Annotated in this window: 27 protein-coding genes; all 27 read left to right on the forward strand. The window is 67.3% G+C overall.

Features of this window, described 5'->3' with window-relative positions; all coding sequences use genetic code 11:
* Window positions 1-166: 166 nt before the first annotated feature.
* The gene (locus AC3A4T_RS05450; RefSeq protein WP_487674468.1) at window positions 167-745 is read left to right on the forward strand and encodes a hypothetical protein; all 579 of its coding nucleotides are present in this window, start codon (window positions 167-169) and stop codon (window positions 743-745) included.
* A gap of 6 nt (window positions 746-751) precedes the next feature.
* Window positions 752-1135: a hypothetical protein gene (locus tag AC3A4T_RS05455; protein ID WP_487674469.1), complete on the forward strand. Its 384-nt coding sequence runs from the start codon at window positions 752-754 to the stop codon at window positions 1133-1135.
* A gap of 200 nt (window positions 1136-1335) precedes the next feature.
* A complete protein-coding gene (locus AC3A4T_RS05460; RefSeq protein ID WP_487674470.1) occupies window positions 1336-2469 on the forward strand; it encodes a tetratricopeptide repeat protein in 1134 nt (377 codons plus the stop codon).
* Window positions 2470-2488: 19 nt separating this feature from the next.
* Window positions 2489-2752, forward strand: a complete 264-nt coding sequence (locus AC3A4T_RS05465; RefSeq protein ID WP_036101654.1) for a flagellar biosynthetic protein FliQ — start codon at window positions 2489-2491, stop codon at window positions 2750-2752.
* A 2-nt stretch (window positions 2753-2754) separates the two neighbouring features.
* Window positions 2755-3537, forward strand: a complete 783-nt coding sequence (locus AC3A4T_RS05470) for a flagellar biosynthetic protein FliR (RefSeq protein ID WP_487674471.1) — start codon at window positions 2755-2757, stop codon at window positions 3535-3537.
* A 2-nt stretch (window positions 3538-3539) separates the two neighbouring features.
* Complete coding sequence (locus AC3A4T_RS05475) at window positions 3540-4685, forward strand: EscU/YscU/HrcU family type III secretion system export apparatus switch protein (protein WP_487674472.1); 1146 nt, start codon at window positions 3540-3542, stop codon at window positions 4683-4685.
* A complete protein-coding gene (locus AC3A4T_RS05480; RefSeq protein ID WP_487674473.1) occupies window positions 4682-6748 on the forward strand; it encodes a flagellar biosynthesis protein FlhA in 2067 nt (688 codons plus the stop codon). The genes AC3A4T_RS05475 and AC3A4T_RS05480 overlap by 4 nt, the downstream gene beginning before the upstream one ends.
* A gap of 11 nt (window positions 6749-6759) precedes the next feature.
* Entirely contained in the window at window positions 6760-7431 is a 672-nt protein-coding gene (locus AC3A4T_RS05485) for a flagellar hook-basal body protein (RefSeq protein WP_487674474.1), read from the forward strand.
* 17 nt (window positions 7432-7448) lie between these two features.
* The gene (gene flgG, locus AC3A4T_RS05490) at window positions 7449-8228 is read left to right on the forward strand and encodes a flagellar basal-body rod protein FlgG (protein ID WP_487674475.1); all 780 of its coding nucleotides are present in this window, start codon (window positions 7449-7451) and stop codon (window positions 8226-8228) included.
* Between the two features lie 10 nt (window positions 8229-8238).
* Window positions 8239-8970 (forward strand): flagellar basal body P-ring formation chaperone FlgA, encoded by a 732-nt coding sequence (gene flgA / locus AC3A4T_RS05495; RefSeq protein ID WP_487674476.1) that lies wholly within the window; start codon window positions 8239-8241, stop codon window positions 8968-8970.
* Between the two features lie 112 nt (window positions 8971-9082).
* Window positions 9083-9649 (forward strand): flagellar basal body L-ring protein FlgH, encoded by a 567-nt coding sequence (locus AC3A4T_RS05500; RefSeq protein ID WP_487674477.1) that lies wholly within the window; start codon window positions 9083-9085, stop codon window positions 9647-9649.
* Between the two features lie 5 nt (window positions 9650-9654).
* Window positions 9655-10788, forward strand: a complete 1134-nt coding sequence (locus tag AC3A4T_RS05505; protein WP_487674478.1) for a flagellar basal body P-ring protein FlgI — start codon at window positions 9655-9657, stop codon at window positions 10786-10788.
* 64 nt (window positions 10789-10852) lie between these two features.
* Window positions 10853-11227 (forward strand): hypothetical protein, encoded by a 375-nt coding sequence (locus AC3A4T_RS05510; RefSeq protein WP_487674479.1) that lies wholly within the window; start codon window positions 10853-10855, stop codon window positions 11225-11227.
* 2 nt (window positions 11228-11229) lie between these two features.
* The gene (locus AC3A4T_RS05515; RefSeq protein ID WP_487674480.1) at window positions 11230-11622 is read left to right on the forward strand and encodes a flagellar basal body rod protein FlgC; all 393 of its coding nucleotides are present in this window, start codon (window positions 11230-11232) and stop codon (window positions 11620-11622) included.
* Entirely contained in the window at window positions 11622-11945 is a 324-nt protein-coding gene (fliE, locus tag AC3A4T_RS05520; protein ID WP_487674481.1) for a flagellar hook-basal body complex protein FliE, read from the forward strand. The genes AC3A4T_RS05515 and fliE overlap by 1 nt, the downstream gene beginning before the upstream one ends.
* Before the next feature lie 14 nt (window positions 11946-11959).
* Window positions 11960-13387, forward strand: coding sequence for a flagellar basal-body MS-ring/collar protein FliF (gene fliF / locus AC3A4T_RS05525; protein WP_487674482.1), 1428 nt, complete (start codon window positions 11960-11962; stop codon window positions 13385-13387).
* A complete protein-coding gene (locus AC3A4T_RS05530; RefSeq protein ID WP_487674483.1) occupies window positions 13384-13860 on the forward strand; it encodes a hypothetical protein in 477 nt (158 codons plus the stop codon). The genes fliF and AC3A4T_RS05530 overlap by 4 nt, the downstream gene beginning before the upstream one ends.
* On the forward strand, window positions 13860-14534 hold the full coding sequence (locus tag AC3A4T_RS05535; RefSeq protein WP_487674484.1) for a FliH/SctL family protein: 675 nt from the start codon (window positions 13860-13862) through the stop codon (window positions 14532-14534). The genes AC3A4T_RS05530 and AC3A4T_RS05535 overlap by 1 nt, the downstream gene beginning before the upstream one ends.
* Window positions 14531-15862 (forward strand): FliI/YscN family ATPase, encoded by a 1332-nt coding sequence (locus AC3A4T_RS05540; protein WP_487674485.1) that lies wholly within the window; start codon window positions 14531-14533, stop codon window positions 15860-15862. The genes AC3A4T_RS05535 and AC3A4T_RS05540 overlap by 4 nt, the downstream gene beginning before the upstream one ends.
* On the forward strand, window positions 15859-16308 hold the full coding sequence (locus AC3A4T_RS05545) for a hypothetical protein (protein ID WP_487674486.1): 450 nt from the start codon (window positions 15859-15861) through the stop codon (window positions 16306-16308). Before AC3A4T_RS05540 ends, AC3A4T_RS05545 begins: the two co-directional genes overlap by 4 nt.
* Window positions 16305-17102 (forward strand): hypothetical protein, encoded by a 798-nt coding sequence (locus AC3A4T_RS05550; protein WP_487674487.1) that lies wholly within the window; start codon window positions 16305-16307, stop codon window positions 17100-17102. The genes AC3A4T_RS05545 and AC3A4T_RS05550 overlap by 4 nt, the downstream gene beginning before the upstream one ends.
* On the forward strand, window positions 17102-17521 hold the full coding sequence (locus AC3A4T_RS05555) for a flagellar hook assembly protein FlgD (RefSeq protein WP_036101693.1): 420 nt from the start codon (window positions 17102-17104) through the stop codon (window positions 17519-17521). Before AC3A4T_RS05550 ends, AC3A4T_RS05555 begins: the two co-directional genes overlap by 1 nt.
* A 43-nt stretch (window positions 17522-17564) precedes the next feature.
* Window positions 17565-18731: a flagellar hook-basal body complex protein gene (locus AC3A4T_RS05560; protein WP_487674488.1), complete on the forward strand. Its 1167-nt coding sequence runs from the start codon at window positions 17565-17567 to the stop codon at window positions 18729-18731.
* The gene (locus tag AC3A4T_RS05565; RefSeq protein WP_487674489.1) at window positions 18731-19501 is read left to right on the forward strand and encodes a FliM/FliN family flagellar motor C-terminal domain-containing protein; all 771 of its coding nucleotides are present in this window, start codon (window positions 18731-18733) and stop codon (window positions 19499-19501) included. The genes AC3A4T_RS05560 and AC3A4T_RS05565 overlap by 1 nt, the downstream gene beginning before the upstream one ends.
* The gene (locus AC3A4T_RS05570; protein WP_487674490.1) at window positions 19498-19815 is read left to right on the forward strand and encodes a FliM/FliN family flagellar motor switch protein; all 318 of its coding nucleotides are present in this window, start codon (window positions 19498-19500) and stop codon (window positions 19813-19815) included. The genes AC3A4T_RS05565 and AC3A4T_RS05570 overlap by 4 nt, the downstream gene beginning before the upstream one ends.
* A complete protein-coding gene (locus tag AC3A4T_RS05575; protein WP_487674491.1) occupies window positions 19812-20240 on the forward strand; it encodes a hypothetical protein in 429 nt (142 codons plus the stop codon). Before AC3A4T_RS05570 ends, AC3A4T_RS05575 begins: the two co-directional genes overlap by 4 nt.
* Complete coding sequence (gene fliP, locus AC3A4T_RS05580) at window positions 20224-20988, forward strand: flagellar type III secretion system pore protein FliP (protein ID WP_056116905.1); 765 nt, start codon at window positions 20224-20226, stop codon at window positions 20986-20988. The genes AC3A4T_RS05575 and fliP overlap by 17 nt, the downstream gene beginning before the upstream one ends.
* Window positions 20989-20997 lie beyond the last annotated feature (9 nt).

Raw genomic sequence — 20997 nt, forward strand, 5'->3', positions numbered from 1 at the left:
CCCTAAACCGTTTGCCCCATGGTGCGGATACAAAACTGTGGCCCGGGGTGCCATGCCGCATCCCCGATCCATCGCGGCACCGTCTAGTCTCCAATGGTGCCCCGGGCCACACTCAAGCATTGACCGCGCCGCGAAGGCGCATCCGATGTAAAGGCAGGTAAAGCAAATGAGTTACGACAAGCTGGACAACGAAGAACTGCTGCGCTTGGCGCTGGACGCGATCAACAACGGTCGCGACGCGGACTCGCTGGTGATGCTCAAGACCTTGCTCGAACGCGATCCCAAGCACGTCTACGCGCAGTACCTGCTGGCCGCGCAGCACGCGCAACTGGGCATGTTCGATCGCGCCGAGGCCGGTTTCCGCGCCGCGGTCGCGGGCGCGCCGGATCTGGCGATCGCGCGCTTCCAACTCGGTCAGTTGCTGGTCATGAAGGGCGCCACCGAGGAAGCGACGCAGATGCTGGCGCCGCTCGCCGATCGCGGCGACGCCTTGGCCGCGTATGCGCGCGCGCTGGTCGCGGCCGCCAACGAGGACGCGCCGACCGCGGTGCGCGAGCTCGATCAGGGTCTGGCCCTGCCGCAGGAAATTCCCGCGCTGGCCGGCGACATGCAGCGTCTGCGCGATCGCCTGAGCGTGCAGGGCGCCGACATCGCCACGATGCAGGCCACCGAGGCGGCCCTGGCCGAGACCAATCCGATCGGCGCCAATCCGATGTTCCTGGCCAGTTACGGGCGCGAGCACTGATCGGCGATGTCGATCGACCGTCTATCGACGACCGCTTCGCTGATCGCCGCGCTGCGATCGGAGCTGAGCCGCAAGACCGAACGCGTCGGCGGCAAGAACACGCCCGCGTCGGAGCAAACGCCGCCGCCGGCGCGCACCGGCAAGCGCGACCTCGCCGCGCTGCGGCGCGACCTGGCCGAACTGCTCAAGGACGTGCCGGCCGGCGATGTCGAGGCGTTGGATGCGGCAAGACCACGTGTGATTCGCACCATATTGCTATGGGAATTTGGCAGTGAGTTGCGCGAACACAGCCAATGGCAGCCGATGTTGGACTCGCTGGTCGAAACCCTCCAGGCCGACGATTCCCACCGCCAAGCCATGTCGCGCTTGCTTTCCGAACTTCGCGTCTGAAACCGTGAGACGGGTTCGACGCAATCTGTGTTGACAGACACGAATTTATCGAGTTAGCGTTCGCCACCGCCGATTTGCTGAATCAGTTATGTAACACGGCGGAAGCAGTATCGAGGTACAGGGGGTCGGCCATCGTCCATGGGGATGGGTGAGGGTCGATCGGAAATCAGCAGTTCGACGTTTGGAGACGACGTCAGGATATGGAACGCATGGACGTGCGGGTCACGCAGCTGCGTGGCTTTCTTGCAACAGATCCAACCAACATCAATCTCGCCTGCGACCTGGCCGACGCCTTGTGCGCGCAGGCCGAGTACGCGCAGGCCGAAGCCGTGCTGCGGGGCTTGCCGGACGGCGAGACCGCGCCCGGGCCGGCGTTCCGCTTGGCCAGGATCGATCTGATCCACGGCCGCCATGCGCAGGCCGAGGCCGGTTATCGCGGCCTGGTCGAACACGGCCACGACAACCTCGCGATCCGTCACGATCTGGCCTTCGCCCAGCTGTGTCAGCGTCATGTCGACGATGCCGCGGCCACGGTCGAGGCCGCGCTCGCGCGGTTCGAACCGGCGCCGGCGCTGTTCGTGCTCAAAGGCCGGATCGAACTGATGCGCGAGCGCTACGACGAGGCGGTCGCCGCGCTCGATCGCGCGCTGCAACTCGATCCCGACGACGAAGCCACTCAAGGCGTGCGTGCATTGGCCTTGTTCGACGCGAGCCGTTTCGAAGAAGCCGCGGTCGCCGCGCGCGACTGCCTGCTGCGCTATCCCGAGCAACACGAAGCGCTGCTGGTCGCCGGCACCATGTCGTTGTGGCAGAGCGATCTGGACAGCGCGCAGGCGTTGTTCGAACGCGGCCTGCAGCGGCATCCGAATTCGGGCCGCGCGCTGTCGGGTTACGGCCAGTTGCAGATGCTGCGCAACGACTTGCCAGCCGCGCGCGACACCTTGCATCACGCGGTCGTGGCGATGCCCGATCACATCGGCACCTGGCATGCGCTGGCGTGGACGCAGTTGTTGCAGAACGATCGCGACGCGGCCGAAACCAGTTACCGCAAGGCCTACGAGCTCGACCGAAATTTCGGCGACACCCATGGCGGGCTCGCGCTGATCGACGCCTTGCGCGGCGATTACGACGCGGCCGAGCAGGGCATCAAGCGGGCGTTGCGCCTGGATCCGCAGGCGGTCACCGCGCGCTACGCCAAGACGCTGGTGCTCGAAGCGCGCGGCGAAAATGCCGCCGCCGATGCCTTGATGGGCGAGCTGATGCCGGGCAGTCCGCTGCCGGTGCATGAATTCGCCCAGCGATTGAAAGCCACCCTCGGAATCCAACCGCGCTAACCCCGCTCGGAGCAGTGCCATGGATTCCGATTTCGCGATCCGTCTGCTGACGGACACGCTGTTGGCGGCCGTCAAAATGTCGGCGCCGATTCTGCTGGCGACCCTGGTCGTCGGCCTGCTGATCTCGATCGTGCAGGTCGTCACCCAGGTCCAGGAAATGACTTTGACCTTTGTGCCCAAGCTGGGCGTGGTGGTCGTGGTCTGCCTGGGGCTGGGCAGCTGGATGCTGTCGGTCGCGATCGAACTGGCCAAGCGCATGTTCGAAGTGGCGGCAGGGCTTTAGCGATGAACGCCACCACCGTGGATGGGCTGGAACGCTTCGTCGGCATGCTCGGCCTGGCCTTCCTGCGCTATCTGCCGCCGATCGCGCTGGCCTCGTTGTCGCCGTTGAACTGGGCGCCGCTGCTGGTGCGCATCGCCCTGGCGATGGCGTTGGCGTGGATGACGGTGCTGGCGATGCCGGTCGACGCGTGGAGCGTGATGCCGACCCAGGCCGGCGGCTGGATCGCCGCGGCCATCGTCGAATTGAGCATCGGCTTCGTGTTCGGGCTGGTGGTGATGATGCCGCAGGCCGCGCTGCATCTGTCGGGCTGGCTGGTCGACGTGCAGGCCGGCCTGAGCGCCGCGGCGATCTTCAACCCGGGCGGGCAGGGCGACATGCAGTCGATGATCGGCACCGCGTTGATGCTGCTGGCGACGGTGCTGTTTTTCACCCTGGACCTCCACCTTGAGCTGTATCGCGCGCTGGTTGCGAGTACTGCGGTGATGCCGGTGGGCGGCGCGGGGCTGCATCTGGACGTGGAAGCGTTTTTCGGATTGATCGGCAGCAGTTTCCTGCTGGCGCTGATGATCGTCGCGCCGGTGATGCTGGGCCTGTTCGCGGTCGATATCGGCGTGGCTTACGCGACCCGCTCGATGCCGCAGGCCAACGTGTACTTCCTGATGCTGCCGCTGAAGATCGTGGTCGCGCTGCTGCTGCTGGTGGCGACGCTGCCGTTCGTGCCCGGGTTGATGGGGCGGTTGTTCCGCGATGCATTCGCTCGCGCGCCGGCGATCCTGGGAGGCTGACCGTGTCGCAGGGCGATCAGGACAAGACCGAGCAACCGACCCCGTATCGGCTGGAGGAAGCGCGCAAGCGCGGCGAAGTGGCCAAGAGCCCCGACGTCGCCGGCGCGCTGGTGATGATCGTGTTCGCCGCGGTGATCGCGGTGACCGGCGCCGGCGTGGCCAGCGCCTTGGCCACCGCGACCCGGCGCATGCTGCAGTTGTCGGGCAATGCGCCGGCCTTGAACGGTTCGTTCTTCGATTGGGTCATGCGTTCGTACGCGCCGGTGTGGCAGGCGCTGACGCCGCTGGTGCTGGGGCTGTTGATCGCGGCGGTGGTGGCCAACGTGCTGCAGACCGGGCCGATGTTCACCACCCATCCGCTCAAGCCCGATTTCAAGCGCATGAACCCGGCCAACACGATCAAGCGGATCTTCTCGATGCGCACGATCTGGGAGCTCGGCAAGTTGGTGGTCAAGTGCCTGATGCTCGCCGGCATCTGCGCCTTGTTCGTGTGGAAGGCGCGCGCGCTGGCCGAGGCCACCGCGATGACCCTGCCGCAGCGGCTGGGCTCGCTGGTGCTGTCGGGTTTCATCAAGACCTCGGTCTACGTGCTGCTGGTGATCGGGTTGGCGGCGCTGATCGACCTGATGTTCAGCCGGCGCGAATTCATGAAGCGCATGCGCATGAGTCGGCGCGAACTGCGCGACGAGGTCAAGCGCCGCGACGGCGATCCGGCGGTGAAATCCAAGCAGAGGCAGCAATTGCGCGATCTGCTCAAGAAGGCGCGCGCGCTGAGCAAGGTGCAGGAAGCCGACGTGATCCTGACCAATCCGACCCACGTCGCGGTGGCGCTGCGTTATCGGCCCGGGCAGATGCTGGCGCCAGTGGTGCTGGCCAAGGGCGCGGGCATGTTCAGTCAGCGCATCCGCGCGCTCGCCGCGCGCCACGGCATTCCGATCGTGCGGGTGCCGCCGCTGGCGCGCGCGTTGTACCAGGAGTGCGAAATCGACGGTCCGGTGCCTGAAGAGCGCTACGCGCAACTGGCGCCGATCTACCGGCAGCTGTGGGCCGACAAGGCCGCGGCGAAGGCTTCGACGAATCACGCCCCACCGAATCACGCCGCGCAGAACCACGACCAACCGAACGAAGCGAAGGACGCGGCACCATGAAAGACCTGTTCGGCCAATTGTGGAGCGGCAAGCGCGACCTGGCCCTGATCGCGATGGTGATCGGCGTGCTGACCGTGCTGTTCGTGCCAGTGCCGGCGCCGATGCTCGATTTCCTGCTGGTGATCAACATCTCGATCGCGCTGCTGATCCTGCTGATCACCTTCTTCACCGAAACCCCGCTGAAGTTCTCGACCTTCCCGACCATCCTGCTGCTGTCGACCCTGCTGCGGCTGGCGCTCAACGTCTCGGCGACGCGCTTGATCCTGGAAGGCGCCGACGCGGGCCGGGTGATCAACGCGATCGGCGAGTTCGTGGTCGGCGGCAACTACATCGTCGGCATCGTGGTGTTCCTGATCCTGGTGGTGGTGCAGTACGTGGTGGTGACCAGCGGCGCGCAGCGCGTGGCCGAGGTCGCCGCGCGCTTCACCCTGGACAGCATGCCCGGCAAGCAGATGAGCATCGACGCCGACATGAACATGGGCCTGATCGACGAACACGAGGCCCGTCACCGCCGCGCGATGGTCGAGAAGGAAGCCAATTTCTACGGCGCGATGGACGGCGCGACCAAGTTCGTCAAGGGCGACGCGATCGCCGGCATCATCATCATCCTGACCAACATCGTCGGCGGTCTGGCGATCGGCATCGCCCAGCTCGGCCTGTCGTGGGGCGAGGCGGTGCAGCGCTTCACTCTGCTGACCATCGGCGACGGCATCGTCACCCAGATTCCGTCGTTGGTGATCGCGGTCGCCACCGGCATCATCATCACCCGCGCCGCGGCCGATGCGCAGCTGGGTTCGGAAATTCCCAAGCAGGTGCTCAACAACCCGCGCGCGTTGTTGATCGTCGCGATCTCGCTGTTCGCGGTGCTGCTGCTGCCGGGCTTTCCGAAACTGCCGGTGCTGTTCGTGCTGATCGTGCTCAGCGCGCTGATCTGGGTGGCGATGCGCGCGCAGCGCGCGGCCAAGGCCGAGGACGATCCCGACAACGTCGAAGCGTCCGCCAGCGGCGGCGCGGCCAAGCCGGCCGACGAGCTGCAGCAGTGGATGAAGATCGAACCGATCGAAGTGCGGCTGGGCAGCGAGCTGTCGACCGCGCTGATCGGCGCCAACAGCGATCTGGTCGAACGCATCGCCAACCTGCGCAAGCAGTTCGCGCTCGACCTGGGCTTCGTCCTGCCCAAGGTGCAGACCAGCCAGCGCACCGAACTGGCGGCCAACCGTTACGAGATCCATTTCCAGGGTTGCCGGGTGGGGCAGGGCGAGTTGTCGGTCGACCGGGTGATGGCGATCAATCCCGGCGGCAATCGCGCCAAGCTCGAAGGCCCGGATACCCGCGATCCGGCCTACGGCCTGCCGGCGCAGTGGATCGCCAAGGACGCGCGCCAGTTCGCGCGCAGCGCCGGCTACACCCTGGTCGATCCCGACACGGTGCTGATGACCCACCTGAGCGAACTGGTCAAGCGCCAGGCCGCCGATCTGCTGACCCGCGCCGACACCGAGCGCCTGTTGCAGCGCGTGCGCGATCAGCACGGTTCGCTGATCGATGAATTGATTCCGAACGTGCTGAGTTTCTCCGACGTGCAGAAGGTGCTGCAGTTGCTGCTGCGCGAGCAAGTCAGCATCCGCCACATCGAGGCGATCCTGGAAGTGCTGGTCGATGCCGGCAAGACGCTGAAGTCGCCCGACGATCTGGCCGAACGCGTGCGCGAACGGCTCGGGCCGATGATCTGCCAGGGCCTGCGCGACGCGCAGGGCGACCTGCATGTGCTCACGCTCGCGCCGGAACTCGAACGCAGCCTGATGGCCAACGCGCGGCCCGGCGATTTCAAGGGCGGGCTGTTCAACGAAGTCGGCCAGCTCGACGGCTTCATGAAAAACCTCGGGCGCCAGGCCGAATCGATGATGGGCCGCAATCTCAGCCCGGTCGTGCTGTGTCCCTCGCCGGTGCGGCGTTCGCTGCGCGCCTTGCTGCACCGTTCGATGCCTTACGTCGCCGTGCTGGGTCTCAACGAGATTCCCGCGACCACCTCGGTGCGTTCCTTCGCCGCCATCCAGGCCAACTGATCGATCCCGCCATGACCGACACCTTGCAAGCCATCGCCCGCGCCTTGAGCACCGACGTGCAGACCTTGAGCACGATCAGCCACAACGTCGCCAACATGAACACCCCGGGCTATCGCGGCGTGCGCGCGGTACCGGAGTTCAGTCAGCAGGCGCTGCTGCGCACTTCATTGGATCAGACCGACGGCAGCGTGATGCAGACCGCGCGCAAGCTCGATCTGGCGCTGCAAGGCCCCGGCTTCTTCGTGGTCGAACGCGAGGGCGAGCCGCTGCTGGTGCGCTCGGGCGCGTTCCGGGTCGATGCGCAGGGACAGTTGGTGACCGCCAACGGCGACATCGTGCGCGGTCCGAACGCGCCGATCGGAACCGATCTCGATGCCTTGCGCGTGGACGCCGACGGCGCGTTGTGGAACGGCACCCAGAGCCTGGGCCAACTCGAACTGATCACCGTCGCCGACGCCAGCGCGCTGCGTCCGGCCGGCGGTGGCGCGTACCGCTACGAAGGCGAACAGGGGCAGTGGAGCGGTCAGGTGATCCAGGGCGCGCTCGAGGCCGCGAACATCGACGCGGCCGGCGAAACCATCCGCCTGATGGAAACCACGCGCCACGCCGAGTCGGTGCAGCGCGCGATCTCGATCTACGACAAAGCCATGGACACCGGCATCAACCGCCTCGGCGACAACTGAATCAACGGAGCACGACCATGATCGACGCACTCTATATTTCCGCCAGCGGCCTGCGCGGCGAACAGAAACAGATCGACGTGATTTCCAACAACGTCGCCAACATGCAGACCCCGGGCTTCAAGCGCAGCCGGGTCAACTTCGCCGAAGTCGCGACCGCGGCGGTCGCCGCCCAGTCCAACGAGCCGGAACTGACGACGCAGTCGCTGATGCGCGGCAACGGCGCGCGGGTCATCTCGACCTCGACCCTGTTTTCGCCCGGCGAAATGCGCCAGACCCAGGGCGCGCTGGACCTGGCGATCGACGGCAACGGTTTCTTCGAACTCGAAGCCGACGACGGCAGCACGGTTTACACCCGCGACGGTCAGTTCCGTCTCGACGACGAAGGTTTCCTTGCCTCGATCCACGGCCAGCGCCTGGCGCATTCGGTGCAGATTCCGGCCGACGCCAAGGACATCCGCATCGACGCCAAGGGCGAGATCACCGCGCTGCTGGCCGGCGACGAAGCGCGGTCGGTGCTCGGCGACATCGAGCTGGCGACCTTCGCCGCGCCCGATGCGCTGGTCTCGATCGGCAACAACCGCTACGTGCCCAACGAGGCGTCGGGCACGGTGTCCTATGGCCGTCCCAACGAACCGGGCTTCGGCGGGTTGCAGCAGGGTTATGTCGAACTGGCCAACGTCGAGATGATCGACGAGATGTCGGCGCTGGTGCTGGCGCAGCGCGCGTATCAGCTCAATGCGCGCGTGCTGCAGGCGGCCGACCAGATTCTCGAAACCATCAACAACCTGCGTCGCTGAGCCTGCCGTGATGCGTCTGCCCGCCTGCGCCGCCCTGTTGCTGTCCACGCTCGCCGCCCCATCGGCGACGGGCGCGGCCGCGCCTGCCGCCGCGCCGATGCAGCAGGTCAGCGCGGACGCGATCGCGCGCACGGTCGAAGCCGAGTTACGCGCGCGCCTGCAGGCGGCGGGACGTACCCAAGCCAGCGTGAAAGTAGCTGGACGCATCGACGATCAGACCGTGCCCGCGGGCGCGCTGAGCACCGTGGTCGGCACCATCGCCGGACGCTGGCCGCGCGCGCGGGTCGGCGTGCCGGTGCAGTTACGCGTCGACGGCGCGGTCGCGCGCAGCTTGACGGTGTGGGTCGAAAGCCAGGACCTGCGCAGCGTGCCGACCTACAGCGCCGATTACCCGGCACGCCGTGACGGTGAAGGCATCGCCCTGGCCACGGCGCAGGTCGATATGAATTGCTGCGCGGGCGACGCGCTGGAATCGATCGATGCCGTGCAGTCGCTGCGCCTGAAGCGTTCGGTGCGCGCCGGGCAACCGGCGATGGCCGCCGATTTCGAAGTCATCCCCGACGTGCAGGCGCAACAGCCCGTGCGTATCGATGTCGCCCGCGGCGCGGTGCGGCTCAGCGTACCCGGCGTCGCCTTGCGCGACGGCCGGGTCGGCGAGCGCATCCCGGTGCGGGCCGACGATGGAGAACGAACCGTGGTTTCACGCGTCACCGGAAAACAAAAGGTGCAAGTGGATGAATAAGCACGCCCCTGCGCGGCATGCGCCGACTTCGATGCGGGCTCAGATGCGGGTTGCGATCGCGTTGGCCATCACGGCCGTCTGCGCCGCCCCGGCATTCGCGCAGCAGCCGTCGATGCCGCAGCAGACGATCGAGCCGATGCCGATGTCGGCACCCGCGGCATCGCGCGAAAGCCTGATCGACGCGAACGGCTACCGCGGCCTGGCCGCCGACCATCGCGCGCATCGCATCGGCGATGTGATCACGGTGTACGTGATCGAAGCCACGCGGGCCAAGTCGCAGGCCGCCACCGACGCGTCCAGCGATCTGGACATGCGCGCCGGCCTGACCTCGCCGTCGACCGACTTCGATGCGCGTCTTGGCCTGGGCGGCAGCAACCGCGCCGGCGCCCAGACCACCCGCGTCGGCGAACTGCGCACGCAGATTTCCGCGCAAGTGGTCGGGGTGACCCCCGACGGTAGCCTGCAGATCCAGGGTCTGCAGACGCTCAAGGTCAACGGCGAGAAGCAGACCATCAAGGTCAGCGGTCTGGTCCGTCCCGAAGACGTCGGCCCCGACAACACCGTGCTCTCGCACCGCATCGCCAATGCCGACCTGGAATTGGTCGGCGTCGGCGTGGTCAGTTCGTCGCAGCGTCAGAGCCTGATCTATCGCATGTTCAAGTGGCTGAGGTTGATGTGAGCGCGATGACGACTTTCAAGAATCTGTTGCTGACCGGCATCGCGTTCGGCGTGTTGCTCGGCTTGTCGCCGGTCGTGCAGGCCGCGGCCGGCGTGCGGGTCAAGGAACTCGCCCGCGTCGCTGGCGTGCGCGACAACCCGTTGACCGGTTACGGCCTGGTGTTCGGTCTGTCCGGCTCGGGCGACTCGGCGCGCAATCGCGCGACCTTGCAGTCGGTCGCCAACACCTTGCGCAATTTCGGCGTCAACGTCAGCGAGGCCGACCTTGCCAGCCGCAACGTCGCCGCGGTGATCGTGACCGCGCGCCTGCCGGCGTTCGCCGAGCCGGGGCAGATGCTCGACGTGCAGGTCGCCTCGTCCGGCGACGCGCGCAGCCTGACCGGCGGCACCTTGATGCTCACCCCGCTGTCGGGCCCGGACGGTCGCGTGTATGCGATCGCGCAGGGCGCGATCTCGGTCGGTGGCTATCAGTTCGAAGGCGTCACCGCCTCGCTGCAGAAAAACCATCCGACCGTCGGCTGGGTGCCGCAGGGCGCCAGTGTCGAACAGGGCTCGCCGTTGCGCGTGGCCGGCGACGGGCGTTCGCTCAGCATCCTGCTCAACGAGCCGGATTTCACCAATGCCGAGCGCATCGCCGATGCGATTCGCGGGTCGGTGTCGGGGGCGAGTGTGCGGGCTGAGCATGCCGGGAAGGTCACGGTGGCTTATGCGAGTGCGCCGGCCAATTTGGTTTCGGAAATATCGCGCCTGGAAAACCTGTCGGTGCAGCCGCAGCGCAAGGCGCGCGTGGTGGTCAACGAACGCACCGGTACCGTGGTCGCCGGCGGCGATGTGCGCCTGGGCGAGGTGACCGTGTCGCACGGCGATCTCAAGGTCGAGATCCGCACCGACTACACCGTGTCGCAGCCCGAGGGCGTGTTCGTGCGTCCGGGCAGCAGCATCGGTTCGGTGGTGGTGCCGCGCACCGAGATCAAGGCCGACGAAGGTCCGGCGCCGCTGGTCAGCGTGCGCGAGGGTGCGAGCGTGGCCGAACTGGTGTCGGCCTTGCGCGCGATCAAGCTCAGCACGCGCGACGTGATCGCGGTACTTCAGTCGATCAAGGCCGCCGGCGCCTTGGACGGCGAACTGGTGATCCAGTGATGCACGGGTTTACGAGCAGCGGTTTATCGATGGCGGTCTACGGCATTTTTCAGGGGAAGCGGCAATGAGCAGCGACATCACCACCGAAGCGGTCCGGCTCGCGCTGGGCATGCAGGACCTGCAGGCGCGTCTGGCCAGCGCGAATATCGCCGGTGCCAACCGCGCCGACGCGCGCGTGCAGCGTGCCGATTTCGGCCGCCTGCAAGGTCTGTTGAACGAAGCCGCGCAAGCCGGCGGTCGCGATTCCGAACTCGCCGCGCGTCTGCATCAGACGACGACCAGCCCCGAATCGGTGCCGGTCGCTGCGGTTGGACAGACCGTGCAACTCGACGAACAGGTCGGCGACATGGTCGCGGCGAGCCTGAACTACCAATCCCTGAGCGAAGCGCTGAGCCGGCATTTCGGCCTGATGCGCCTGGCCGTCACCGGAAGGAGCTGAGCATGGCCATCGAATCGATCCTCGACGCCGCGCGCGCCGGCATGCAGTACGAACGCCTGCGCCTGGACGCGTCCAGCCGCAACATCGCCGCGGCCAACGTGCCGGTCGCCGCCGGTCACGGCGCGACCCGCTTGAGCGTCGGCGCGTCCGGCTTGACCGGCGCGCCCGGCGACTTCGCCGCTGCCGTGTCCGAACAACCCACCGGCCTGCGCGAAGTCAACGACCCGGCGCATCCGATGGCCGACAAGGACGGCATGGTGCATTACCCGGCCACCGACATGGTCGGCGAAATGACCACGCTGATGACCGCCAGCCGCGGCTACGAAGCCAACGTGCGTTCGTTCAACCTGCTGCGCGGCATGATGCTGCGCGCGCTCGAAATAGGAGCCAAGTGATGAGCGTCGAAGCCATCGGTGCGATCGCGCTGAGCGCGCTCGCGCAACCCGAACCCATCCGCACCGACGCGATCGCGCCGACCGGCGCCACCGCGATCAAAGGCGCCGATTTCATGAACGTGATGGGCGCCGGCCTGAGCCGCGCCGACCAGAGCCTGCGCAGCGCCGACACCCAGTTGCGCGCGCTCGCCGCCGGCCAGGACATCCCGATCCACGAGGTGATGGTCGCGATGGAACAAGCGCGCATGGACCTGACCCTGGTCGTCGAGGTCCGTAATCGGATGCTCGAGAGCTACCAGGAACTGACCCGCATGCAGTTGTGACCTGAACCACGCCCATGAATCCCAAAAGCTATTTCGTTTCCCTGTCCCCGGCCGCTCGCGTGAGCCTGATCGTCGGCGTGCTGGCGATCGTGGCGCTGACCGCCGGCATGCTGTGGTGGCTGATGGCGCCGCGCCAGCAACTGCTGTTCGGCAAGCTGCGCGAAGCCGACACCGCCGAGATCGTGCAGTCGCTCAACGAGTGGAAGGTCCCGCATCAGATCATCGACGGCGGCACCGGCATCACCGTCGCCGCCGACAGCGTGTACGAAACCCGCATGCGCCTGCTCTCGGCCGGCGTGCCGCGCGGCGGCCATGTCGGTTTCGAGCTGTTCGACGACGCCGATTTCGGCGTCACCGAGTTCGCTCAGCGGGTCAATTACCAGCGCGCGCTGCAGGGCGAGATCGAACGCACCGTGGCCTCGCTGCCCGGCGTGCAGACCGCGCGCGTGCATCTGACCATCCGTCGTCCGGGCATGTTCGTCGGCGATCGCGAAAGCTCCAAGGCCTCGGTCGCGGTGGCGATGAATCCCGGCGAGACCCTGGCGCGGCCGCAGGTGCAGGGCATCCGCAGCCTGGTGGCCTCGGCGGTGGAAGGGCTGGCGGTGGCCGATGTGTCGGTGCTCGATTCCAACGGCACCTTGCTGGCCGGCGGCGCCGATGGCGGACGCGGCGCGATCGCGCTGGACGAACGTTCCGACGAGGAAGCGCGGCTGGAAGACCGCATCCGTCTGCGCGTGGTCGAACTGCTGGGGCAGGTGCTCAACAACGAGGAGTTCAAGGTCTCGGTCGATGCGAGCCTGAACTTCGACGCGGTGCGCGAAGTCAGCGAGCGTCCGATCGCTCAGGGCGACGACGGCAACGGCCTGCTCGCGCGCAAGCGGGTCAACTCCAGCCAGGCGCCCGACGCCAACGGTCGCAGCCAGAACCAGGAAGAATCCGAGTACGTGCACGGCATGTCGCGCGAAGAGATTTCGCGCGCGCCCGGTCGGGTCGAGCGTTTGTCGGTCGCAGTGATCCTGCCGCAGCATCTGGACGAGCAGGAGGTCGCGCGAATCCATTCGCTGATCTCGGCCGCCGCCGGCATCGACACCAATCGCGGCGATCGTCTCGAGGTCTCGCGCCTGCCGAGCGGCAAGGTGCGTGCGACGCCGCCCGCGGTGGCTGCGTTGACCACGCCGCAACCCGCCGATCGCGTTGCCCTCGCCGCGCCGCACGCCAACCTGATCGCCAACCGCTCGCTGGAACTGCAACCGTGGATGCCGTGGGCGCTGGCCGGCGCGGTCGGCCTGCTGCTCGGCGCGATCTTCGCCTTCGCCGCGCAGCGCAAGCCGCGCAAGCTCAGCGCCGAAGAACGCGAAGCGGTGCTGGCCAAGCTGCGCGGCTGGCTGTCGGAAGGGCAGATGCCGGTCGAGCATCGCATCGTCGCGAGCAAGACCCCATGAGCACCCTGGGCGAACGCAAGAGCGCGCTGTTGCTGCTGAGCCTGGGCGCGTTCGACCAGCGCCAGTTGCTGGCGCGGCTGCCGGCGGCGTCGGCGCGCACGATCCGCGCGTTGATGCACGACCTGCGCCGCAGCCAGCTGCCGGCGGCGGAACTCGCCGACGCCTTGCTCGGCGACGAGATGCGCGGCCTGACCGCGCGCACCTCGCTGGATGTCGATCAATTGGTCGCGTTGTCGACCACCTTGCCGCATGCCTGGTTCGCGCGGGTGCTGTCGGTGTGGACCGGGGTCGATCGCAATTTCTGCCTGGCGTTGCTGGATAACCGCGTGGCCGCCTCGGTGCGCGAGGAACTCGATCGCATCGGCCGGATGCCGCCGAAGCTGGCCGATGCGCTGCGCGCCGAATCGCTGCAATTGGTGTCGGAGGCGATGGCCGTGCCCGTCGCCGCGTCGCCGGCCAGGGGGCGCGGCTGATGGAACGCATTCCCGCCAGCCACGGGCGCATCGTCGACTTGTCGACCTTGTTGCAGCCGACCGTCGCGCCGAACGCGGCGCCGTCGCAGCCGCGCCCGGATCCGGCCGCCGAACTCGAACGCGAACGCAAAGCGATCTTCGAACGCGCCGAAGCCGAAGGGCTCAAGCGCGGCCTGCAGCGCGCCGACGAACAGATCCTCGCCAGCCAGCAGAAGGCCGAGGCGCGGATCGAACAGGCGCATGCCGCGCAGACGCGCAAGCTGGACAACGCCAACGAACGGCTCGCTGCCTTGCTGAAGGCGTGGCCCGCGGCCGCGGACGAACTGGATCAGCGCCTGGAAACCCTGTCGCTGGACATCGCGTTCGCCTGCGTGACCCGCCTGCTCGGCGAAATCGGCGCCGACGGCGAATTGATGAAGCGCCTGTGCCGACAAGCCTTGAGCGAATACCGCCAGCGCCCGGTCACCGTGCGTGTGGCCGCGGCCGATGTCGAAGCGGTCAGCGAACTCGCGTCCGATGCCGAGGTGCGGGTGATCGCCGATGCGCGCCTGAGTTCCGGACAGTGCCGCCTGGAAACCCACAAGGGCCTGTACGACACCAGCCTGGAAGTGCGTCTGGACGCGTTGAAGCAGGCGCTGCTGCGCAGCGTCGACGGCGGAGACGCCGACGCATGAACGCTTTGACGGCGCGTGCCCAGGCCCATATCCAACTTGCTCCGATGGGACGCAGGCTGGGCCGCATCGTCTCGTTCAACGGTCTGGTGATCGAAGCGCTGGGGCCGGAAGCGCACCTGGGCGAATTGTGCGAGATCGAATCGGCCGTGCCGGGGCCGCGGGTGATGGCCGAAGTGGTCGGCTTCCGCGACGAACGCGTGCTGCTGATGCCGTACGGGCATGTCGGCGCGATCTCCACCGAAAGCCATATCCGCGCGACCGGTCAGCCGGTCACCGTGCCGGTCGGCGAAGCCATGCTCGGCCGGGTCATCGGCGCGTTCGGCAATCCGCTAGATGATCTCGGCCCGATCGCGTATTCCGATGCATACCCGCTGTACCGCGAGCCGATCAATCCGATGGCGCGCGCGCCGATCGACAGCGCGCTCGACACCGGCGTGCGCGCGATCGACACCTTGCTGACCCTCGGCGCCGGCCAGCGCGTGGGCGTGTTCGCCGGCAGCGGCGTGGGCAAGAGCACCTTGCTCGGCATGCTCGCGCGCCAGGTGCGCAGCGACGTGACCGTGCTGGCGCTGGTCGGCGAACGCGGCCGCGAAGTCGGCGAATTCCTCACTCACGCGCTCGGCGCGGAAGGCCTCAAGCGTTCGGTGGTGGTGGCGGCGACGTCCGACGAACCGGCGCTGCTGCGCGCGCATGCCGCGCACGCCGCGCACGCGATCGCCGAATACTTCCGCGACCAGGGCCGCTCGGTGCTGCTGATCGTCGATTCGATGACCCGCTTCGCCATGGCCCAGCGAGAGATCGGCCTGGCGATCGGCGAGCCACCGACCTTCCGCGGCTACACCCCGTCGGTGTTCAGCCAGTTGCCGAAATTGCTCGAACGTTGCGGGCGTTTGCGCGGCGGCGGTTCGATCTCGGGCATCTACAGCGTGCTGGTCGAAGGCGACGACATGAACGAGCCGGTCACCGATCACATGCGCGCGATTCTCGACGGCCACATCGTGCTGACCCGCGACCTGGCCGCGCGCGGCCATCATCCGGCGATCGACCTGCTGCAAAGCACCAGCCGCCTGATGAGTCAGGTCGCCAGCGACTCCGAACAGGCGATCGCCCGCGATGCGCGCAAGCAGATCGCCGCCTATGCCGCTTCGCGCGATCTGATCGAACTGGGCGCGCATCAGCGCGGCGCCAATCCGGCGCTGGATCGCGCGGTCGACCTGAAGCCGGCGCTGGACAAGATCATGCAGCAGACCCCGCTCGAAGCGACCGCGCGCGCCGAGGCCTATCGCCAGCTCGCCGCCGCGATCAAGCACGAAGGCGGCTCGGCATGAACCGCAAACCGTCCGCCGCTGTTTCGACCCTGCTGCGCTGGCGCGAGTTCGAAGAAGCGCGCGCCTCGACCGCGTTCCTGCAGCGCTGCCACGAAACCCGCCAGGCGCTCAGCCGCATGCGGGAAGCGCAGGACGTGCTGCAGGCGATCAATACGCGTCGCGAGGAATTGCTCGCCGCCGACAGCGTCGACCTGGTGTTGCTGCAGGCGGTGGATAGTTTCGAAGCGCAGGCCTGGAGTCGGCTCGATACCCGCCGCGACGAACACGCCGCCGCGCGCCGGCAACAGGACGCCGCGCAGGACGAACACGTCGCCGCGCGCGCCCGCACCCGCGTGGCCCAGACCCGGCACGAGCGCCTGCGCGCCGGCGAACGCGATCAAGAGGAAAAACTGATGTTCGACCGCATGGCCGATCTGTACGCGAGTCACCGGAGCGATCGCGCATGATCAAACCCACTTCCATCGCCGCCGCGGCGCTGTTGCCGCGCCACAACGCGACGCCGCGCGAAGGCGGCTCCGATTTCAGCCGTTGGATCGGTTCCGACCAGGGCCGCGCGGCGACTTCGGCTGCGCCGGATGCCAACCGAGATGCCCAGCGCGAATCGCGCGCGGCCGACGACATCGATGCGCCGTCGCTGGCCTTCGATATCGCCACGGCCGACCAGGCCGATCTGCTGCTGGAATTCCACGTCAGCGGCCGCGGCGGCGCGCAGGAATTGCTGGCTTTGCCGTGGCGCTTGTCGGCCAATGGCCGCCTGTCGCAATTGCTCAGCGCAAACCAGCGACCGGGCGCGCAAGGCCTGGCCTCGTCGCCCGCGCGCGATGCCGCGACCCGCGCCAACGCGAGCCTCGCCGACGCCTGGGTCGAATACAGCATTCGCCATCTGGCTCACGCCGACGCGGCAGCGCCGCAAGTGTTGCCGATGCCGAACCAGGCCGATCCGCTGCACTCGAGCGCGGCGAGTTCCGGCGAATCCACCGCTTCGGCGAGCGCGCCGCGCAACGCATCCGACGGCGCGGCCGCGCCGTGGGCCAGCCGCGTGCTGCGCTGGATCGAGAGCGAAGGCGGCGACGCCACCTTGTGGATCCGCGACTACCGGCTCGACCCGGATGCCGCGCAACGGCTCGGCCGCCTGATGCACACGCTCGCCGAAGAACACGGCACCCGACTGCAACGCATCGTCGTCAACGGCCGCGAACACTGGCGCGCCGATCGCAACACTCCACAGGAGAACGTCTAATGGCCATCGACGCCATCGGCAGCACGCCGAACCCGCAGAACCAGGTCCTGACCCGGCAGAAGAGCATCGATCAGGAAGATTTCATCAAGTTGTTCCTGGCCCAGCTGCAGTTCCAGGACCCGCTGGAACCGGTCGACAACCGCGAGTTCCTGGCCCAGTTGGCGCAGTTCACTTCGCTGGAGCAATCGCGCCAGACCAGCGAGAACACCAACGAGTTGCTGTCGATGAACGCCACCAGCCAGGCCCTGGCGCTGATCGGCCGCGGCGTCGACGTGCAGGGTCAGGCGATCCCGCTGACCGGTTCGGTGACCGCGGTGCAGTTCACCGAAAACGGCCCGACCCTGAGCGTCACCGACGCCAACAAGCAGGTCACCACCGGCATCCGTCTGTCCCAGGTCACCCTGGTCAAGCAGCCGTAACAAGCAGCACTAAACAGCAGTCTTAAGTCGCAGGAGCGCGCTCATGTTCCAAGCCTTGTTCAACAGCCTGTCGGGACTTTTCAGTTTCTCGCGCGGGCTCAACACGATCAGCAACAACGTGTCCAACATGAACACGCCCGGGTTCCGCGGCAGCGATGCGTTCTTCGAGAACGTGCGCGGCGGCCTGGGCTCGCGCATCAGCGGCGAGGGCATGCGCACCGAACCCGGCGACATCCGCCAGACCGGCAACGGCACCGACATGGCGGTCGACGGCGAGGGCTATTTCATTCTTCGCGATCCCAGCGGCGAGTTGCACTACACCCGCGCCGGTCAGTTCCGCTTCAACGACAAAGGCGTGCTGGTCGACACCGTGTCGGACTACGAAGTCATGGGCTACGACAGCACCGGCAACCTCGCCAACGTCGACCTGACCCCGTACCGCACCTTGCCGCCGGTGCTGACCACCCAGGTCAAGATCAAAGGGTCGGTGCCGCCGAGCGGGACCCAGCCGGTCACGATCACGTCCATCGACATCTTCGATTCCAACGGCACTCCTCGCAGATTGTCCGCGGTATTTACCCGCAACACCGCCAACACCTTCGGGACTGAGTACAACGTCGTCATCAAGGATGCCACCGACGCCACCATCGCTACCCATACCCTGAAATTCGACACCCTCGGCACGCCGACCCGCGATACCAACGAATTCATTGCCAACTTCAATTTCGGCGGTGGCACCACGCCGCAGCCGGTCACCTTCAATTTCGGAACGCCTAACGGCTTCGACGGCATCATGGTGATGACCGGCGGCCAGACCCTGACCGCCAACGTCGTCGACGGCCACGGCATCCTCGGCTACAACGACGTGTCCTTCGACGAGAAGGGCGTGGTGCAGCTGTCGTATTCGGCCAAGGAAAAGCGTCAGGGCCCGCGTCTGGCGCTGGCGTTGTTGCCCAACGAAAGTTCGCTCAAGCTCGACGGCGGGCGCATGGTGTCCGGCCCCAGCGTGCAGAACAAGGAGCTTGGTAGCCCGGGCGAAAGCCGCTACGGCCGCATCGTCGGCCGCAGCCTGGAGCTGTCCAACATCGACCTGACCCGCGAGTTCGCCGACATGATCATCATCCAGCGCGGCTATCAGGCCAGCTCGCGGGTGATGACCGTGAGCAACGAAATGATCGAGCAGCTCTACAACAGCACGAGGGGCAGCTGATGGCCGTGTTGTTGCCGGTGCGCTGGCACGGCGCGAGCCGGCTGGCGCGTCTGCGTTCGCTGTTGTCGGCGCGCGGCGGCGAATGGCTGCGCGAATGGTCGAGCGACAAGGCCGCGCTGGAGTTCAATCTGGAACCGCTCGACAGCGGCGTCGGCGCCGGCCAGTGGTTCGCGACGCGCGCAAGCGGCGGGCTGGTGTATGCGTGCATGGCCTCGGCCGCGTTCGATCAGCTGGGACGACGCCTGCTCGGCAGCAACGAATCCGACACGCTCGGCCTGGCCGAAGGCGTCGGCCGCCGCGCCTGGAGCGATCTGATGCGCGCCTGGTTCGCCGCCGCGTCCGACGCCGACGCGTTAAGCGACGCGGCCGCGCCGAGCGAACGCGCGCTGGCCGCGCGTCACGGCGTGGTCGGTCTGCTGGTGCAGGTGGCCGGCGTGCGCATCGCCTTGTACCTCGACGCCGGCGTCTGCGATGCGCTGGTGCCGGTCGACAAACCCGCCGCGGCGCTCGCGCTGAGCAAGCGCGGCGACGCGATGACCCAGGCCCAGCTCGGCCTGGAGGTCGTGCTCGATCTGGGCATGGCCGAGATCGGCCAGGCCTTCGATCTGCGCCCGGGCGAAATCATCCGCACCGCGGTCAAGCTCGACACCGCATTGACCTTGCGTTCGACGACCGGCGCGACGCTCGCGCGCGGTCAGCTGATCGCCCAGGACGGCCAACGCGCCATTCGTATTTCCTCGATTTCCATGCAGCAAGGGGCAACCTCATGAAGAACAGTGCAGCCGCCGAAGTCATCCCGGCCGACAAGACCACCCTCGACACCCGCGACAGCAGCTTGCGCGACAGCGGCGCGCGCCAGGACATCGGCCTGATCGGCCATGTGCAGGTCTCGCTGGCCGCGCAGGTCGGCACGATCAATCTGTCGGTCGAGCGTTTGTTCGGCCTCAAGGCCGGCGATGTGATCGACATGAACGAAGCGCTTGAGGCGCCGATCACCTTGATGCTCAACGGCCGCGCGGTCGCGCGCGCCGAGCTGCTCGCGGTCGACGATCACTTCGGCGTGCGGATCCTGGAACTGGCGTGAGCGCGGACGCAACGCAACCCGCCGCGACGCAAACCGCGGCGCCGGTGACCGCACCTGTCGTTGCGCCCGGCGCGGTGCACAGCGCAGCGCCGATCGGCTTTCGCGACGAGCACGAATCGGTCGCCGATTCGGCGGTCGGCGTGCTGCTGGTGCTGGTGGTGCTGCTCGGCGCCTGCCTCGGCGGCCTGCTGTTCGCCAAGCGCAAGGGCTGGTTGAACCGTTGGCTGCCGGCGCCGAGCGGCGCGGCCGACGACGCTTCGCGCCTGCGCGTGGAGCAGGTGCTGCGACTGAGTCCGCGCACCGTGCTGTATCGCGTCGCCGACGAACGCAACCGTTATCTGATTCTCGAATCGACCGCGAGCGCCCAGCTCGGTCCCGCGCAACCTCTCGATCAAGCGACCCCGTCCCATGACCCGCACGCCTGACCGCCGCCGTTGGCCGATCGTGATCGGCGCGATGACCGGCGCACTGCTGTTCGCCGGCGCCGCCGTGGCCGCCGGCGCGACCGCGCCGAGCGACCTGGTCGGCGAAGCGCTCAAGCAGGACTATTCGCCGGCGATCCGCAATCTCATCGCGCTGACTGCGTTGTCGCTGTTGCCGGTGGCGCTGATCGCGATGACCTCGTTCACCCGTATCGTGATCGTGCTGTCGCTGCTGCGCCACGCCCTGGGCCTGCCGCAGACGCCGCCGAACGCGGTGGTGGTGACCTTGTCGATCTGCCTGACCTATTTCTCGATGGCGCCGGTGCTGGACAAGGTCAACGACAACGCATTGCAGCCATACATGGCCGAGCAGATCGGCAGCGGCGAAGCGGTGCGGCGCGGGCTGCTGCCGATGCGCGAGTTCATGGTCGGCCAGACCCGCGAATCGGACCTGACCGCGGTGCTGGAAATGGCTCGCGTGCCGGCGCCGAAAACCATCGACGACATCCGCTTCCGTCATCTGCTGCCGGCGTTCCTGCTCAGCGAGCTCAAGACCGCGTTCCAGATCGGCTTCGTGATTTTCTTGCCGTTTCTGTTGATCGACCTGGTGGTGGGCGCGGTGCTGATGGCCTTGGGCATGATCATGGTGCCGCCGGCGACGATCAGCCTGCCGCTGAAGATATTGCTGTTCGTATTGATCGACGGCTGGGTGCTGGTGTCCAGGGCCTTGTTAAGCAGTTACTGGACGTAGGGACGCCGC

The sequence above is a fragment of the Lysobacter sp. Soil_N_51 genome (assembly GCF_057655755.1).

What these genes read in the sequence shown, in the direction of transcription:
- AC3A4T_RS05560 (WP_487674488.1), top strand. Translation starts at nt 17,565, where the DNA reads ATGTTCCAAGCCTTGTTCAACAGCCTGTCGGGACTTTTCAGTTTCTCG.
- flgG (WP_487674475.1), top strand. Translation starts at nt 7,449, where the DNA reads ATGATCGACGCACTCTATATTTCCGCCAGCGGCCTGCGCGGCGAACAG.
- AC3A4T_RS05545 (WP_487674486.1), top strand. Translation starts at nt 15,859, where the DNA reads ATGAACCGCAAACCGTCCGCCGCTGTTTCGACCCTGCTGCGCTGGCGC.
- AC3A4T_RS05530 (WP_487674483.1), top strand. Translation starts at nt 13,384, where the DNA reads ATGAGCACCCTGGGCGAACGCAAGAGCGCGCTGTTGCTGCTGAGCCTG.
- flgA (WP_487674476.1), top strand. Translation starts at nt 8,239, where the DNA reads ATGCGTCTGCCCGCCTGCGCCGCCCTGTTGCTGTCCACGCTCGCCGCC.
- AC3A4T_RS05455 (WP_487674469.1), top strand. Translation starts at nt 752, where the DNA reads ATGTCGATCGACCGTCTATCGACGACCGCTTCGCTGATCGCCGCGCTG.
- AC3A4T_RS05535 (WP_487674484.1), top strand. Translation starts at nt 13,860, where the DNA reads ATGGAACGCATTCCCGCCAGCCACGGGCGCATCGTCGACTTGTCGACC.
- AC3A4T_RS05565 (WP_487674489.1), top strand. Translation starts at nt 18,731, where the DNA reads ATGGCCGTGTTGTTGCCGGTGCGCTGGCACGGCGCGAGCCGGCTGGCG.
- AC3A4T_RS05485 (WP_487674474.1), top strand. Translation starts at nt 6,760, where the DNA reads ATGACCGACACCTTGCAAGCCATCGCCCGCGCCTTGAGCACCGACGTG.
- AC3A4T_RS05540 (WP_487674485.1), top strand. Translation starts at nt 14,531, where the DNA reads ATGAACGCTTTGACGGCGCGTGCCCAGGCCCATATCCAACTTGCTCCG.
- AC3A4T_RS05510 (WP_487674479.1), top strand. Translation starts at nt 10,853, where the DNA reads ATGAGCAGCGACATCACCACCGAAGCGGTCCGGCTCGCGCTGGGCATG.
- fliF (WP_487674482.1), top strand. Translation starts at nt 11,960, where the DNA reads ATGAATCCCAAAAGCTATTTCGTTTCCCTGTCCCCGGCCGCTCGCGTG.
- AC3A4T_RS05450 (WP_487674468.1), top strand. Translation starts at nt 167, where the DNA reads ATGAGTTACGACAAGCTGGACAACGAAGAACTGCTGCGCTTGGCGCTG.
- AC3A4T_RS05460 (WP_487674470.1), top strand. Translation starts at nt 1,336, where the DNA reads ATGGAACGCATGGACGTGCGGGTCACGCAGCTGCGTGGCTTTCTTGCA.
- AC3A4T_RS05505 (WP_487674478.1), top strand. Translation starts at nt 9,655, where the DNA reads ATGACGACTTTCAAGAATCTGTTGCTGACCGGCATCGCGTTCGGCGTG.
- AC3A4T_RS05470 (WP_487674471.1), top strand. Translation starts at nt 2,755, where the DNA reads ATGAACGCCACCACCGTGGATGGGCTGGAACGCTTCGTCGGCATGCTC.
- fliP (WP_056116905.1), top strand. Translation starts at nt 20,224, where the DNA reads ATGACCCGCACGCCTGACCGCCGCCGTTGGCCGATCGTGATCGGCGCG.
- AC3A4T_RS05465 (WP_036101654.1), top strand. Translation starts at nt 2,489, where the DNA reads ATGGATTCCGATTTCGCGATCCGTCTGCTGACGGACACGCTGTTGGCG.
- AC3A4T_RS05515 (WP_487674480.1), top strand. Translation starts at nt 11,230, where the DNA reads ATGGCCATCGAATCGATCCTCGACGCCGCGCGCGCCGGCATGCAGTAC.
- AC3A4T_RS05555 (WP_036101693.1), top strand. Translation starts at nt 17,102, where the DNA reads ATGGCCATCGACGCCATCGGCAGCACGCCGAACCCGCAGAACCAGGTC.
- AC3A4T_RS05500 (WP_487674477.1), top strand. Translation starts at nt 9,083, where the DNA reads ATGCCGCAGCAGACGATCGAGCCGATGCCGATGTCGGCACCCGCGGCA.
- AC3A4T_RS05480 (WP_487674473.1), top strand. Translation starts at nt 4,682, where the DNA reads ATGAAAGACCTGTTCGGCCAATTGTGGAGCGGCAAGCGCGACCTGGCC.
- AC3A4T_RS05570 (WP_487674490.1), top strand. Translation starts at nt 19,498, where the DNA reads ATGAAGAACAGTGCAGCCGCCGAAGTCATCCCGGCCGACAAGACCACC.
- fliE (WP_487674481.1), top strand. Translation starts at nt 11,622, where the DNA reads ATGAGCGTCGAAGCCATCGGTGCGATCGCGCTGAGCGCGCTCGCGCAA.
- AC3A4T_RS05550 (WP_487674487.1), top strand. Translation starts at nt 16,305, where the DNA reads ATGATCAAACCCACTTCCATCGCCGCCGCGGCGCTGTTGCCGCGCCAC.